We start from the raw sequence: 14,958 nt of genomic DNA, 5'->3' as shown, positions 1-14,958 counted from the left end.
CACTCCATCACAGGAAAGTAAATGCAAAATGTCAGAAGCCGTTCATATTTGTCATATTGCGATTTTTCTTTACGGAGCGTGATATGGCGCACCCCGGACGTCACTTTTTTGCCAGCGCGCGCGGGCGGTTGCTGCTTTTAAATTTGCTTGTGGTGGCGGTGACGCTGATGGTCAGCGGCGTGGCGGTAATGGGCTTTCGTCATGCCAGCCAGATGCAGGAGCAGGTGCAGCAGCAAACGGTGGATGATATGACCGGCAGCCTGAATCTGGCGCGCGACACCGCAAACGTGGCGACAGCGGCGGTGCGATTATCACAGGTGGTGGGGGCGCTGGAATATAAAGGTGAAGCCGAGCGATTGCAGGAGACACAGCGGGCATTAAAAAGCTCGCTTGCACAACTGGCGAACGCGCCTTTAGCACAGCAGGACGCCGGGCTGGTGGCGCGAATCATCCAGCGCAGTAATGAACTGCAAACCAGCGTCGGCGGAATGCTGGAGCGGGGGCAAAGGCGGCACCTGGAACGTAACGCGCTGTTAAGTTCGCTATATCAAAACTTAAGTTATCTGCGGCATCTGCAAAAAGTCACTTACGCGGAAGATGATCTTTTGCTTAACGAGATGAACCGGCTGATCGTTGCCGCCATTGCCACTCCAGCACCGCAGGCGATTATTCATCAACTGGTTGAAGTGATGTCAGCTCTGCCGACTCATAGTGATACGCCGTTAGTAAATACGCTACTTACTGATTTTAATCGTGAACTGCGCAAACTCGCGCCGCTTTCGGCGTCACTGGAGCAAAGCGATCTGGCGATTAGCTGGTATATGTTTCACATCAAAGCTCTGGTGGCGATCCTTAACAGCGATATAAACCATTATGCCGAACAGGTGGCGATGCTTTCCGGTCAGCGGGTAGCACAAAGTTACCAGGATCTGCGCTCCGGCGAGAGGGTGATCATGATTTTTGCCCTGTTAGCGGTGGTGATCACCGCATTTGCAGGTTGGTACATCTATCGCAATCTCGGCTCAAACCTGACGGCGATTTCCCGCGCCATGAGCCGTCTGGCGCACGGTGAAGCAGACGTCAGCTTTCCGGCGTTACAGCGGCGCGATGAGTTAGGTGAACTGGCACGCGCCTTTAACGTCTTCGCCCGTAATACCGCATCGCTTGAGCGGACGTCACGGCTGCTGAAAGAGAAAACCACGCAGATGGAGATTGCTCAAACCGAGCGGCAGGGGCTGGAAGAGGCGCTGTTGCACAGCCAGAAACTAAAAGCGGTCGGGCAACTGACGGGGGGACTGGCGCATGATTTTAATAATCTGTTGGCGGTGATTATTGGCAGCCTGGAGCTGGTGAACACGGACTCGCCCGACGCGCCGCGAATACAACGGGCGCAGCAAGCCGCCGAACGTGGCGCGCTACTAACCCAACGGCTGCTGGCGTTTTCCCGCAAGCAGTCCTTACATCCACAAGCCATTGAACTGAAAACATTACTGGAAGAGTTAAGCGAATTGATGCGCCACTCCTTACCGACAACGCTGACGCTGGAGATTGAAGCACAGTCTCCGGCGTGGCCTGCGTGGATTGACGTCAGCCAACTGGAAAACGCCATCATCAACCTGGTGATGAACGCTCGTGATGCGATGGAAGGGCTGACGGGAACCCTCAAAATCCGCACCTGGAACCAGCGTGTCACCCGTAGCGGTGGGCAGCGTCAGGACATGGTGGCTCTGGAGGTTATCGATCATGGCTGTGGAATGTCGCAGAAGGTGAAAAGCCAGGTATTCGAGCCGTTCTTTACCACCAAACAGACGGGCAGTGGCAGCGGACTAGGCTTGTCGATGGTCTATGGTTTCGTGCGTCAGTCCGGCGGGAGGGTGGAAATCGAAAGTGCACAGGGGCAGGGAACGACAGTCAGACTACAGCTTCCCCGTGCGTTGTTGGCGGCGAAAAATGTATCGTCAGCGGTGGTAGAACAGACAGCCGTCAGCGGCGATAAGCTGGTGTTGGTGCTGGAAGATGAAGCTGCAGTACGCCAGACAATCTGCGAACAGTTGCACCTGCTGGGCTATTTGACGCTGGAAGCCAGCAGCGGCGAACAGGCGCTGGATCTGCTGGCGGCATCAGTGGAAATCGATATTTTTATCAGCGACTTAATGCTCCCAGGCGGTATGAGCGGCGCAGAAGTGGTCAATGCAGCACGCAAACGCTACCCACACCTGACGCTGCTGCTCATCAGCGGTCAGGATTTACGCCCCAGCTATAACCCCGCGTTGCCAGAAGTGGCGCTGCTGCGCAAACCTTTTACCCGCGTGCAACTGGCGCAGGCATTGGGGCAAATTGAGGGATGATTTTCAGAATTTATCAAGAGGCCTGGAGCAAACGTGCTGCTATTGTGAGCAATTCTGCTCTGAATGGGATATAAAAGGAATTATGTCAGTACTGACAAGAGGCGATTCACATATGATCGTGATGCCAACCACCTATAGCCCAATGACGGTTGCTCGTTCTTTTCGCGTGGTGGAAGAGATCGAGCTTTCCGGGCGTCTGTTACAGGTGATTTATGACAGCCAGACGCCAAGAGCGGCCATCATTGAAGCGGACATTGAAGTTTTTGCAGGCGTGCCACGTCATCGGGTACTCGCCGCTCTCGACCTGCAGCGTAAAAAAGAGTTAGGCAGCGATATTATTGCCGTTGAACGCTGGTGGGAAGACTCGGATCTGGTACAAGTGGAAGGTATCTGCGTCTCCCCAGGTGAACGCGATAAAGGTCTGGCAACGCGACTGTATGAAGCGTTAATCCTGCAATGCGGAATCACACTCATCAGCGATTTTGATCAGTATGATGGCGGGAAGATGCTCTGGCAGAAGATCGCGCGCGAGTCCGATCAGATTTCGGTGTTTATATTAGACACTGAACAAGAGACATTTTGGCCTTACGATGGCACGAAAGTGATCTACGATGGTGGCTGCATTCCGGAAGAACGTATCTGGAGTATTTCTCCGGATCAAAAATGTCATAGCATTGTGCTGGTGGCGGAAAATAAACGGCGAGCTATCCAGCTAATGGAAGAGTCTGCGCCTTACCGTATTTGAGATTACTCCGCTACTCCGGTTATTCACACTCAACTAACGTTAAGCCAGTCCATCACAGAGACTGTCTTATGAAACCTTACTCCACGCTCTTTCTTTTCACCCTGCTCACGCTGACCACCGTTCCGGCTCAGGCCGATGTTATCGACGACACGATTGGTAATATTCAGCAGGCGATTAACGACGCTTATAACCCTGACCGTGGGCGTGACTATGAAGATTCGCGCGACGACGGCTGGCAGCGTCAAGTGAGCGACGATCGTCGCAGACAATATGACGACCGCCGCCGCCAGTTTGAAGATCGCCGCAGGCAGCTGGACGACCGCCAGCGCCAGCTTGATCAGGAGCGTCGGCAGCTGGAAGATGAAGAGCGGAGAATGGAAGATGAGTATGGGCGGTGATGTTGGGTATGGGGCAGGCATCGCCCCTCCCCCTAATTCTCCCCATCAGCTATTAAGGCCCGGCTATTGTGTTGACTGCTGCTTAACGATATTAATCATCCACGGCACTCCAAATTTATCGGTAACTTTGCCGAAGCCATGTGCCCAGAAGGTTTCCTGCCAGTCCATTTCGATTTTTCCGTTGGCGGCAAGGTTGTCAAACCAACGTTTCCCTTCCTCGACCTGTTGCGAATCGAGCACCAACGTAAATCCGGAGTAGTTGGCTTTTCCTGACGGTATGGCATCGCTCATCATGATGTCGCTTCCGGCAATGCGCACGTTAGCATGGGCGATGGCAGTATCGGGAAATTGCATCCCTGAAGGACAACCTTCGGAGCTTTCCTGCGCGGGTTTCGGCATTTCCCCAAAGCTGATTTTATAGAGCAGTTCCGCATCTAACGTGCGTTGGTAATAGGCTATGGCGTCGGCACAGTTACCGGCAAAAGAGATATAGGGGCTTAACGGCATGATGGTGACCTCAGTTAAGAGAAGTCAGTTAAGTGTAGTTTGAATTTTGTACAGATGAAGAGTAGGCCTGATAAGACGCGGCAAGCGTCGCATCAGGCATTGGCACCGTTGCCGGATGCGGCGTAAACGCCTTATTCCGGCCTACGGATGGCGCGGGAATTTGTAGGCCTGATAAGACGCGCAAGCGTCGCATCAGGCATTTGGCACCGTTGCCGGATGTATCGCACCCGGCATTCGAAATCAGTTCTTTTTCACAAACTCAGATTTCAGTTTCATTGGACCAAAACCGTCGATTTTGCAATCGATGTTATGGTCGCCTTCAACCAGGCGGATGTTTTTCACTTTGGTGCCGATTTTCAGCATCGAAGAGCTACCTTTCACCTTCAGATCTTTAATGATGGTAACGCTGTCGCCGTCAGCCAGCAGGTTGCCATTAGCATCTTTAACGATCAGCTCGTCGCTTTCCTGCGCAGGTTCAGCGTCGTTCCATTCGTAGGCGCATTCCGGGCAGATGTACATGCCGTTATCTTCGTAAGTGTATTCGGAGTTGCATTTCGGGCAGTATGGTAATGACATGTGGATTTCCTCAAAAGTCAGCAGGGCAAAAGCGCCAAAAAACGGCAGATTGCCGAAAAAGGCCGCAATTATACACAAAATCCCTGCGTTTGTCGGGGGTACTACTGATTTTAGTCGACGATCGTTTTCATTTGAAAGACAACGCAAAAAGAAAATAATCTTTTTGCCTCTGTTTATTATTTAAGTTAAGGTTAACTCTCTTCTTGTTCTTTTTTTAATTAAATTGTTATTTTATCTTTCTGACTTTTAACTTGTCGGAAGAGATTTATTCATCCGAATAAAAACAACATATTAAATATAAAAATTATTTCCTGCAGTAATTATAAAAGCCGACAACAGAACGAAAAAACGATCTGGCTAAATAAAAATAATGAAATTTGCTTTAAGGAAGAATTTTCCATGTACACACAGACAATATATGAGTTAAGTCAGGAGGCTGAACGTCTGTTACAGCTTTCCAGACAACAGTTGCAGTTACTGGAAAAAATGCCGCTCTCTGTGCCCGGAGAAGATGCACCACCACTGGCTTTACCCTGGAGTCAGCCTAATATCGCCGAGCGTCACGCAATGCTGAATAATGAGCTGCGAAAAATTTCCCGTCTGGAAATGGTGCTGGCGATTATTGGCACCATGAAAGCAGGGAAATCAACCACCATTAACGCTATTGTTGGCACTGAAGTTCTGCCTAATCGCAATCGCCCTATGACTGCGCTGCCGACGCTTATTCGCCATACGCCGGGGCAAAAAGAACCGGTGCTGCATTTTTCACATGTCGCACCAATCGACAGTTTAATCCAACAATTACAACAACGCCTGCGCGATTGCGATATTGAGCATCTGACCGAACTGCTGGAAATAGATAAAGATATGCGTGCGCTTATGCAGCGGATCGAAAATGGCGTTGCTTTTGAAAAATATTATCTTGGTGCCCAGCCAATTTTTCATTGCCTGAAAAGTTTGAATGATTTGGTGCGTCTGGCGAAGGCGCTGGACGTCGATTTTCCTTTTTCTGCTTACGCCGCCATTGAGCATATTCCAGTAATTGAAGTGGAGTTTGTCCATCTGGCAGGGCTAGAGAGTTATCCCGGGCAGTTGACGCTGCTGGATACCCCCGGACCGAATGAAGCCGGACAACCGCATCTGCAAAAAATGCTTAACGAGCAACTGGCGCGCGCCTCTGCAGTGCTGGCGGTGCTGGACTATACGCAACTGAAATCAATCTCCGATGAAGAGGTGCGTGAGGCGGTTTTAGCGGTGGGGAAATCAGTACCGCTGTATGTGCTCGTCAATAAGTTCGATCAGCAGGATCGTAACAGTGACGATGCAGAACAGGTGCGGGCGCTGATTTCCGGGACGTTGATGAAAGGTTGTGTTACGCCAGGGCAGATATTTCCGGTATCGTCGATGTGGGGCTATCTGGCAAATCGGGCACGTCATGAGTTAGCTAACAATGGTAAGTTGCCAGCACCGGAGCAACAACGCTGGGTGGAGGATTTTGCCCATGCCGCGCTTGGCAGGCGCTGGTGCAATGCCGATCTGGCAGATATCGACCATATTCGCCATGCTGCCGATCAACTGTGGGAAGATTCGCTGTTCGCCCAACCGGTTCAGGCATTACTCCATGCCGCCTACGCCAACGCGTCGTTATATGCACTGCGATCTGCCTCGCATAAGTTGTTGAATTATGCCCAACAAGCGCGGGAATACCTTGATTTTCGCGCACACGGGCTGAACGTCGTTTGCGAGCAATTGCGGCAAAATATCCTCCAGGTTGAAGAAAATATGCAGCTATTGCAGCTTAATCAGGTGCAGGTGAGTGGCGAGATTAAACATGAAATCGAGGTGGCTCTGGCATCAGCCAACGACTTTCTGCGTCAGCAGCAAGACGAGGTGAATACCCGGTTAGCAGTGCTGTTTCAACATGATTCGTGGCCGTTAAGCGAGATTCGTACCCGCTGCGAGACGCTGTTACAGGCGGCACAGACCAAAATCAGCCGTGACTTTACGCTGCGTTTTGCTGAACTGGAATCAACCCTTTGCCGGGTGTTAAGCGATGTTATTCACCCCATCGAGCAGCGGGTAAAAACAGAATTGAATGAGTCCGGGTTTCGCCCCGGCTTTCATTTTCCTGCTTTTCACGGCGCAGTCCCACACTTCAATACTCGCCAGCTGTTCAGCGATGCAATATCCCACCAGGAAGCAATGGATGAGCAGAGCAGCCGTTTTGGCATTGTGCGTGAGACGTTCTCGCGCTGGCTGAATCAGCCTGACTGGGGACGGGGTGGTGAGAAATCACCGCCAGAGGCTGTTGATTACAGTGCGCTACAACGAACGTTAACCGAAGAAGTAGACCTTTATTGCCAACAAATGGCTAAAGCTTTGGCGGTTCAGGTCGATGATTCTGTCACGGCAGGCATGAACACTTTTTTCGCTGATTTCGCGTTATGTTTGACGGAATTACAGGCGCGTTTACGCGATAGTCTGGCTCTGCGTCAACAAAATGAATCCGTGGTCAGGATGATGCAGCAGCAATTGCAACAGACCGTGATGATTCATGGCTGGATTTATACGGACTCTCAGTTGTTACGCGATGATATTCAAACTCTTTTCATGGCAGAACAGTATTGACAAAGACGTTACTGGACGGCTCTGGTCGCGTACTGGAGTCAGTTTATCCCCGCTTTTTGGTGGATCTGGCGCAGGGCGATGATGCCCGCTATCCACAAACCCATCAGCAGCAGCTTCGTGAACGACTGATGCAGGAGATCCTTGCGCGCGCACAGCTTCAGACGTGGGCGAATGCCGGAATGTTAAAAGCGCCACTTAGCCTGCGCCTGACATTGGTGGAAAAACTGGCGGCGATGCTTGATCCCGGTCATCTGGCGCTGACGCAGATCGCGCAACATTTGGCACTATTGCAAAAAATGGATCACCGTTCGTACTCTGCTTTCCCGGAACTTCCCCAGCAAATCGCCGCGTTGTATGAGTGGTTTTCTGCCCGCTGTCGCTGGAAGGAAAAAGCGTTAATGCAACGAGGGTTACTGGTTCAGGCAGGTGAGCAGAGTGAGCAAATTTTTACCCGCTGGCTTGCTGGTGCGTATAACGCCTGGTCGCTACCGGGACGTTGTTTTATTGCTCTGGAGGAGCTGCGCTGGGGAGCGTTTGGCGATGCCTGCCATCTGGGAAGCCCGCAAGCGGTGGCGTTGTTGCTGGGTGATTTGCGCGTGAAAGCGACGCAATATCTGGCAGATAGTATCAATGCGGCACCGACCACTCGCCATTATTACCATCAGTGGTTTTCCCCTCCTGGAGCCTCGACAGGCGGGGATCATGCAGACTTTTTAAGTTGGCTGGGCAAGTGGTCGGATGCCGATAAGCAGCCTGTTTGCTGGTCAGTAACCCAACGCTGGCAAACCGTCGCGTTGGGGATGCCACGGCTCTGTTCAGCACAACGTCTGGCGGGGGCAATGGTCGAAGAAATCTTCTCTGTAAATTGACTGTAAATAATAAGTTACATCAATGAGTGCTCAACGAAATCCATGCGTGAAGTTGATCACAAATTTAAACGCTGGTAGGGTAAAAAGGTCATTAACTGCCCAATTCAGGCGTCAACAGGTTTGATTGTACAATCCTTAATCGGATCGTGTAAGCAAACCAGCTACGCTTGTTACAGAGATTGCACCCTGCAATTCCCGCTCCCCTTTTGCGGGCGCCGCGTCTATTTGCCTGACGCGTGCGGAAATGGGCTTACTCTGCGAGGAAAGCTATGCTGAAAAGGAAAAAAGTAAAACCGATAACCCTTCGTGATGTCACCATTATTGATGACGGTAAACTGCGAAAAGCCATTACTGCAGCATCGCTGGGTAATGCAATGGAATGGTTCGATTTTGGTGTTTATGGTTTTGTTGCTTACGCATTAGGTAAAGTATTTTTCCCGGGGGCTGACCCCAGCGTGCAGATGGTTGCTGCACTGGCCACCTTCTCCGTTCCCTTTCTGATTCGACCGCTTGGCGGACTCTTCTTTGGTATGTTGGGCGATAAATATGGTCGTCAGAAGATCCTTGCTATCACTATTGTGATTATGTCGATCAGTACGTTCTGTATCGGTTTAATACCGTCCTACGCCTCTATTGGTATTTGGGCGCCGATTCTGCTGTTGATCTGTAAGATGGCACAAGGTTTCTCGGTCGGCGGTGAATATACCGGAGCGTCGATATTTGTTGCGGAATACTCACCTGACCGTAAACGTGGCTTTATGGGGAGCTGGCTGGACTTCGGTTCTATTGCCGGGTTTGTGCTGGGTGCGGGCGTGGTGGTGTTGATTTCGACCATCGTCGGTGAAGAGAACTTCCTTGACTGGGGCTGGCGTATTCCGTTCTTTATCGCGCTGCCGCTGGGAATTATTGGGCTTTATCTTCGTCATGCTTTAGAAGAGACGCCAGCGTTCCAGCAACATGTTGAGAAACTGGAACAGGGTGACCGCGAAGGTTTGCAGGATGGCCCGAAAGTCTCGTTTAAAGAGATTGCCACCAAACACTGGCGCAGTCTGTTGACATGTATTGGTCTGGTGATCGCCACCAACGTGACTTACTACATGTTGCTGACTTATATGCCGAGTTATTTGTCGCATAACCTGCATTACTCCGAAGACCACGGGGTGCTGATTATTATCGCGATTATGATCGGTATGCTGTTTGTTCAGCCGGTGATGGGCTTGCTGAGTGACCGTTTTGGCCGTCGTCCGTTTGTGATCCTCGGCAGTGTTGCGTTGTTTGCGCTGGCGATTCCTGCGTTTATCCTGATTAACAGCAATATTATCGGCCTGATTTTCGCCGGGTTGCTGATGCTGGCGGTGATCCTTAACTGCTTTACGGGTGTTATGGCCTCTACCTTGCCAGCGATGTTCCCGACACATATCCGTTACAGTGCGCTGGCGGCGGCATTTAATATTTCGGTGCTGGTTGCCGGTCTGACGCCAACGCTGGCGGCCTGGCTGGTGGAAAGCTCGCATAATCTGATGATGCCTGCCTATTACCTGATGGTAGTGGCGGTGGTTGGTTTAATCACTGGCGTGACGATGAAAGAGACGGCGAATCGTCCACTGAAAGGTGCGACGCCTGCGGCGTCAGATTTGCAGGAAGCGAAGGAAATTCTCGTCGAGCATTACGATAATATTGAGCAGAAAATCGAGGATATTGACCAGGAAATTGCCGATTTGCAGGCGAAACGTACCCGCCTGGTGCAGCAACATCCGCGAATTGATGAGTAAGCTGAAACGGATTGCCTGATGCGACACTCTCTTATCAGGCCAACAATCGAACTCTTAAGGTTCACTTAATCTCTGACGCGCATACTCTCCTCCAGGACAACGGAGGAGAGTGCAATGAAAAACCGTGTTTATGAAAGTTTAACGACTGTGTTTAGCGTGCTGGTAGTCAGCAGCTTTCTCTATATCTGGTTTGCCACGTACTGATCTTTTTTCAGCCGTACCCAGGCGCGCGTGCCGGAAGCCTCTTCCCGGTTTTGCAGGAAAAACTGCCCGTGATGCAACTGTGTGATGCGGCTGACAATACTTAATCCCAGACCAATCCCGCCATAACGGCTGTCCATTCGTACAAACGCTTTGCTCAACTCTCCGCATTTACTCTCATCAATGCCAGGCCCTTCGTCTTCAACCGCCATTACCGCACCGCCATCTTCTTGCAGCTGAATCATAATGTTGCTGCCTGCTGGACTATAGCGATGGGCGTTTTCTACCAGGTTACGCAATAACATCCGCAGCAGGGTCGCGTCGCCCTGAACAGTGATGTCAGCGGCGCTCTCTGGTAACAGCAAAGTTTGTTGACGCTGGTCGAGCATGGTGCTGAGTTCGTCATAGGAGGGCAGGATCACATCTTCCAGCAGTTTTACATGCTGATAATTACCGGAAGAAAATGACTGTCCGGCGCGCGCCAGTTGCAACAACTGGGAGACGCTCTCCATCATCTGATCAAGCCGTGCGACTAACGGCGCCACATCGATATGATGCGTTTTCGCCAGCAGTTCCAGATGCAAACGCACCCCCGCCAGCGGCGTTCGCAGTTCGTGAGCGACGTCAGCGGTAAACAACCTTTCGTTATCCAGCGTGCTGGTCAGGCGACTGACCAGATCGTTCAACGCCGAAACCACCGCTTCGATTTCGAGAGTGGCGCTATGAATGGCAATGGGCGTTAAGTTGTCAGCGGTGCGCGCTTCCAGTTCTTTTTGCAGTTCCGCCAGCGGGCGAGTGATGCGGTGCACTGCCTGATAGCAGATAAATAGTGTCAGGCTGACCATAAATACGCCGGGAACAATCAGGCTGGCAACCGCTTCGCGGATCTCACGCATGATGTGGCGATCGTTGTTGCGATTGTCACGTAGCGCCTGCTCAAAGAGCTGAATTTGCTCGGTACTTTCATGCCATAGCCAGAAGACGCTAATCAGCTCAAAAACCAGCAGAATAGCGCCGATGGTCAATATCAGCCGTTGACGCAGCGACATTGGTCGGCGCAGAAAACGCATCAGATTCAATTAGTTTTCCTCATTCGCGACCAGCATATAGCCAAAGCCGCGCACGGTGCGGATACGTGTTTTGCCCACTTTGTCGCGCAGGTTGTGGATATGCACTTCCAGGGTGTTGGTCGAGGGTTCGTTATCCCAGTTATAGATATCGTTGTAGAGAATTTCCCGATGCACCGGGCTGCCTGCTTTGAGCATCAGCCGCGATAGCAGAGCATATTCTTTGGGCGTCAGAATCAATTCTTCGCCGCCCATCCATACCTGACGGCGCCCCATATTCAGCGTCAGATTGCCAACAATCAACTCGCTTTCGCCCTGATTATTATGGCGTCGCAGCAGGGCGCGGATGCGGGCGTGTAACTCTTCCAGCGCAAAAGGTTTTACCAGATAGTCATCGGCACCGACATCCAGCCCGGCGATTTTGTCGGTCAGGGTGTCGCGAGCGGTGAGGATCAGTACCGGCAGGGTGTATTTTTTCTGCCGGATACGGGCGAGAAAATGCAGCCCATCTTCGTCGGGTAAACCTAAATCCAACACCACCAGGCTGTAGTGCCCGGCTTCCAGGCTTTGTTCCGCCATCCGCGCGGTCGTGACGCCATCGCACGCGTAGCCTTCGGTTTGTGCCGCCAGAATCAGCCCCTGCAATAACAGCGTATCGTCTTCAACAATCAGTATTTTCATTCAGTCACTCTCCTGCAAGTTTGCAGAATATCATCCGCAGCCTGGTAATACTTCGTCTCGACGCCGGTTAATCCCAACAGGGTTGAGAATAAATTGTCCTGTGAATAGTGCTGTGTTTGTGCCTGTTTTTGCAGGCAGCTCTGGTCAATCTGATACCGCTTTTGATAATCCTCCGACAACCACAGCAGCATCGGTACTTGTTTTTGGCTATCAGGCGCGATGGCATAAGGCAGGCCGTGTAGATAGATGCCATTTTCACCTAACGATTCACCGTGGTCAGAAAGATAAACCAGGCTGGTGGTAAATTTATCCTGATGTTCTTTCAGCAGATTAATTGCTTTATCAACAATATAGTCGACGTAGAGCAACGTATTATCGTAAGTGTTCACCAGTTGTTCTTTGGAACAGGTCTGGATCTCGTTGGTGTCGCAGGTGGGGGTAAATTTCCTGAACTGCGGCGGATAGCGGTTGTAATAGGTCGGGCCGTGGCTACCGATGGTGTGTAAGACAATCACGCCATCACCTTGCAGGTTATTGATGTACTCTTCCAGCCCGTGGAACAGCACCTCGTCATAGCATTCGCCATTGATGCACTGGCCGGGCAGGTTCAGCGCGGTGACATTCTGGTGTGGTACGCGGTCGCAGACACCTTTGCAGCCACCGTCGTTGTCATTCCACAACACATTAATGCCCGCTCGCTGAATGATATCCAGCACGCCTTCCTGGTGCTGTGCCAGCTCTTCTTTGTAATGCTCACGCGGCATATCCGAGAACATGCATGGCACAGAGACAGCCGTTGCCGTGCCGCAAGACGCGGTATTGGGGAAATAGACCACATTATCTTTCGCCAGCCGTGGATTGGTTTCACGTGGGTAGCCGTTGAGTGAGAAATTCTCTGCCCGCGAGGTTTCGCCGACGATCAAGATGGTCAGATTTTTACGTTTCTCGTTTTGCATTAACGGGTTGCGGTGTGCATCCTCGCCAATGCGAACCAGCGGCAGATTTGCCAGTCGCTGGTGGGAATACCATGACCAACTGGCAACAATGCTGTTGGAGGGGCTTAAGGATTTCACCAGCTCTTTGTTGTTACGAAACAGCGAGGCGTAGTCTTTATAAAACAACGCGGCGACCAGCAGAATCAGCAGTACAGAAATCAGAATATTGACCCCACGGAAAAGAACGCTACGCAGGCGTGAGACTGCGGGTTTGATTTTTACCCAGCAGGCAATCAGTGCAGCAAGAACCCCGCTTAACCCTAGCGTTAATAACATCTGCGGTGTCATTAACGCGTAGCTTTCCGCAGGTGTGGTATCCATGATATTGGCAATCATCGAACGGTCGATGACGATGCCATAAGTCATTATGAAATATTGCGCAGACGCGCCGACAAGAATAAACAGGCAGGCCAGCGGACGATTAAGCCATAAGAAAGAGCCTAGCGTCAGGACAATATTAATCACGCTGAACGCGACGACCGGCATCGACAAGAAAACCAGCACGTTATGCATTGAATCCAGCGGTAACGCCTGTAAAACCTGTTTAAAAAAGGCAATGTTCAGGCAGATAGCAATATAAAAAGAGGCCAGCAATAGCCAGGCGAGTAAATTCAAAGAGGGTCTTTTTAGAAGGCGCTTCAACATCACGGTGTTTCCATCGAACAAAGTGCGCATATGCTCGCAAAGCAAAGTTAAGCCAACCTTAAGTTCTTAAGGTTGGCTTTTATGTTTGCTGGATTAAGGGGGCTTAATCTTTGCTTATTGGTGCATCTAAAGGATAGGGGTTTTTATGCAGTCGGTTGTAGTTCAGTGTGTACATTGCGGTGATTACCATCAGCGTGACAAATGACCACATGACCTCTTGTGCACCAGAACCGACTACCGCCCAGATGCAGTAAAGGAAGGCGATAGTGGTGATGGCCAGATACGCCGGACGCGCTTTACCAAAGTGACCGTGGCCTAAAAGCAGTAAAGCGGCACAGGTATAAAGATAAGGCACCAGGGTAAAGATTACCGATACGGAAGAGACCAGACCGAACTCTTTGGTTGCGTTTGGCGAAATGCTGCTGAACTGGAAGATAGTCATCAGGATACCGACGATAATCAACCCGGCTACCGGTGTGCCTGCTTTGTTGACGCGGGCAAAAATCGGTGGGAACAGACCGTCATCGGCAGCGGCTTTCGCCGTTTGCCCGGCCAGTAGTGTCCAGCCACCCAGCGAACCTAAGCAACCAGCCGCCGCACAGAAGGAGACAATGGCTCCTGCGGTATCACCCAGCGCCATCCGTGCAGCATCACCGAAAGGTGAGGCGGAAACGCGCAGTGCGGCGTTGGGGATCATCCCCATAATCGCGGTGGTCGAGAGCACATAGCAAACGGCGGCAATCAATACCCCGCCAATGGTGGCGATAGGGACGTTGCGTTTCGGGTTTTTCACCACACCCGCTGCAACAGACGCACTTTCCACCCCGATAAATGACCACAGCGTAACGTTTAAGGTGCTTTGAATCGCGCCGAAGGTGCCCAGGCCGCTGACGTTCCATGCCGCCATATAGGTTTCTCCGTGGAACCAGAACCAGCCGAATACGGCAATCCCGACGATTGGAATCAGCGCCAGCACGGTAGCGACGGCCTGCACGCGGGTGATCATTTTCGGACCGACGATATTAAGCAGAACGAAGATCCACAGCACCACCACGCAGGTGATGGTTAATACCCACGGATCTTTGAGGAGCGGGAAGAAATAGCTCAAATAGCCGACGCCAATGACCACCATGGCGATATTGCCGATCCAGCAGGCCAGCCAGTAGAGAACGTTGGTTTGATATCCGAGAAAAGGACCAAAACAGCGGCGCGCGTAGGCATATGAACCGCCAGGGCTGGGATCGAGGAACGACATTTTGGCGTAGACCATCGATAAAGCCAAAGCACCGATAATCGTCACCAACCAACCATATATAGCAATACCGCCAGTCGAGGCCAGGTTTGCAGGTAACAGAAAGACACCTGACCCCATAATATTCCCCGACACCATCAGAGTAACGGGGATTAAGCCCACTTTGTGAGCATCAGCATCCGAAGACATAATTAAACTCCTGCGAAGGCGAGCTTCGTGACAATAAATTACGTCATATCATACGCCTGCATTCGCGCATTGAATTATCGTCAGC

13 protein-coding genes are annotated in these 14,958 nt (G+C 51.4%); 7 read left to right on the top strand and 6 right to left on the bottom strand.

What is annotated here, in order from left to right:
- Window positions 1-83 precede the first annotated feature (83 nt).
- The 3 genes from FC814_RS06770 to yjdP all read left to right on the top strand — a co-directional run bounded on the left by FC814_RS06770 (window position 84) and on the right by yjdP (window position 3,491).
- Window positions 84-2,348 carry a hybrid sensor histidine kinase/response regulator gene (locus FC814_RS06770; RefSeq protein ID WP_137325692.1) on the top strand — a complete coding sequence of 755 codons (2,265 nt, stop codon included), beginning with the start codon at window positions 84-86 and terminating at the stop codon, window positions 2,346-2,348.
- 112 nt (window positions 2,349-2,460) lie between these two features.
- Window positions 2,461-3,093: a GNAT family N-acetyltransferase gene (locus tag FC814_RS06765; protein WP_137325706.1), complete on the top strand. Its 633-nt coding sequence runs from the start codon at window positions 2,461-2,463 to the stop codon at window positions 3,091-3,093.
- A 68-nt stretch (window positions 3,094-3,161) separates the two neighbouring features.
- Window positions 3,162-3,491, top strand: a complete 330-nt coding sequence (gene yjdP, locus FC814_RS06760; RefSeq protein ID WP_105290470.1) for a DDRRRQL repeat protein YjdP — start codon at window positions 3,162-3,164, stop codon at window positions 3,489-3,491.
- 63 nt (window positions 3,492-3,554) lie between these two features.
- Here yjdP and yjdN read toward each other — a convergent pair whose 3' ends face one another.
- Together yjdN and FC814_RS06750 are read right to left on the bottom strand one after the other, a co-directional pair.
- A complete protein-coding gene (gene yjdN, locus FC814_RS06755; protein ID WP_137325691.1) occupies window positions 3,555-3,998 on the bottom strand; it encodes a VOC family metalloprotein YjdN in 444 nt (147 codons plus the stop codon).
- 240 nt (window positions 3,999-4,238) lie between these two features.
- Complete coding sequence (locus FC814_RS06750; RefSeq protein ID WP_137325690.1) at window positions 4,239-4,574, bottom strand: zinc ribbon domain-containing protein YjdM; 336 nt, start codon at window positions 4,572-4,574, stop codon at window positions 4,239-4,241.
- A gap of 399 nt (window positions 4,575-4,973) precedes the next feature.
- Here FC814_RS06750 and crfC point away from each other — a divergent pair, with 399 nt between their 5' ends.
- The 4 genes from crfC to pmrR all read left to right on the top strand — a co-directional run bounded on the left by crfC (window position 4,974) and on the right by pmrR (window position 10,047).
- Window positions 4,974-7,202: a clamp-binding protein CrfC gene (gene crfC, locus FC814_RS06745; protein WP_137325689.1), complete on the top strand. Its 2,229-nt coding sequence runs from the start codon at window positions 4,974-4,976 to the stop codon at window positions 7,200-7,202.
- A complete protein-coding gene (locus FC814_RS06740) occupies window positions 7,199-8,071 on the top strand; it encodes a diguanylate cyclase regulator RdcB family protein (RefSeq protein ID WP_137325688.1) in 873 nt (290 codons plus the stop codon). Before crfC ends, FC814_RS06740 begins: the two co-directional genes overlap by 4 nt.
- A gap of 269 nt (window positions 8,072-8,340) precedes the next feature.
- On the top strand, window positions 8,341-9,843 hold the full coding sequence (proP, locus tag FC814_RS06735; RefSeq protein ID WP_032226450.1) for a glycine betaine/L-proline transporter ProP: 1,503 nt from the start codon (window positions 8,341-8,343) through the stop codon (window positions 9,841-9,843).
- A 114-nt stretch (window positions 9,844-9,957) separates the two neighbouring features.
- A complete protein-coding gene (pmrR, locus tag FC814_RS23445) occupies window positions 9,958-10,047 on the top strand; it encodes an LpxT activity modulator PmrR (protein ID WP_000797657.1) in 90 nt (29 codons plus the stop codon).
- Here pmrR and pmrB read toward each other — a convergent pair.
- The 4 genes from pmrB to adiC all read right to left on the bottom strand — a co-directional run bounded on the left by pmrB (window position 10,023) and on the right by adiC (window position 14,873).
- Complete coding sequence (pmrB, locus tag FC814_RS06725) at window positions 10,023-11,123, bottom strand: two-component system sensor histidine kinase PmrB (protein WP_001052143.1); 1,101 nt, start codon at window positions 11,121-11,123, stop codon at window positions 10,023-10,025. The genes pmrR and pmrB overlap by 25 nt on opposite strands.
- Complete coding sequence (basR, locus tag FC814_RS06720; RefSeq protein ID WP_000697918.1) at window positions 11,124-11,792, bottom strand: two-component system response regulator BasR; 669 nt, start codon at window positions 11,790-11,792, stop codon at window positions 11,124-11,126.
- Window positions 11,789-13,432: a phosphoethanolamine transferase EptA gene (gene eptA / locus FC814_RS06715; protein WP_137325687.1), complete on the bottom strand. Its 1,644-nt coding sequence runs from the start codon at window positions 13,430-13,432 to the stop codon at window positions 11,789-11,791. The genes basR and eptA overlap by 4 nt, the downstream gene beginning before the upstream one ends.
- A gap of 103 nt (window positions 13,433-13,535) precedes the next feature.
- Entirely contained in the window at window positions 13,536-14,873 is a 1,338-nt protein-coding gene (adiC, locus tag FC814_RS06710; RefSeq protein ID WP_000093133.1) for an arginine/agmatine antiporter, read from the bottom strand.
- Window positions 14,874-14,958: the final 85 nt, after the last annotated feature.

The sequence above is a fragment of the Escherichia sp. MR genome, assembly GCF_005280595.1.
GTDB lineage: Bacteria > Pseudomonadota > Gammaproteobacteria > Enterobacterales > Enterobacteriaceae > Escherichia > Escherichia ruysiae.
This window is presented reverse-complemented; position numbering and strand designations above follow the sequence as displayed.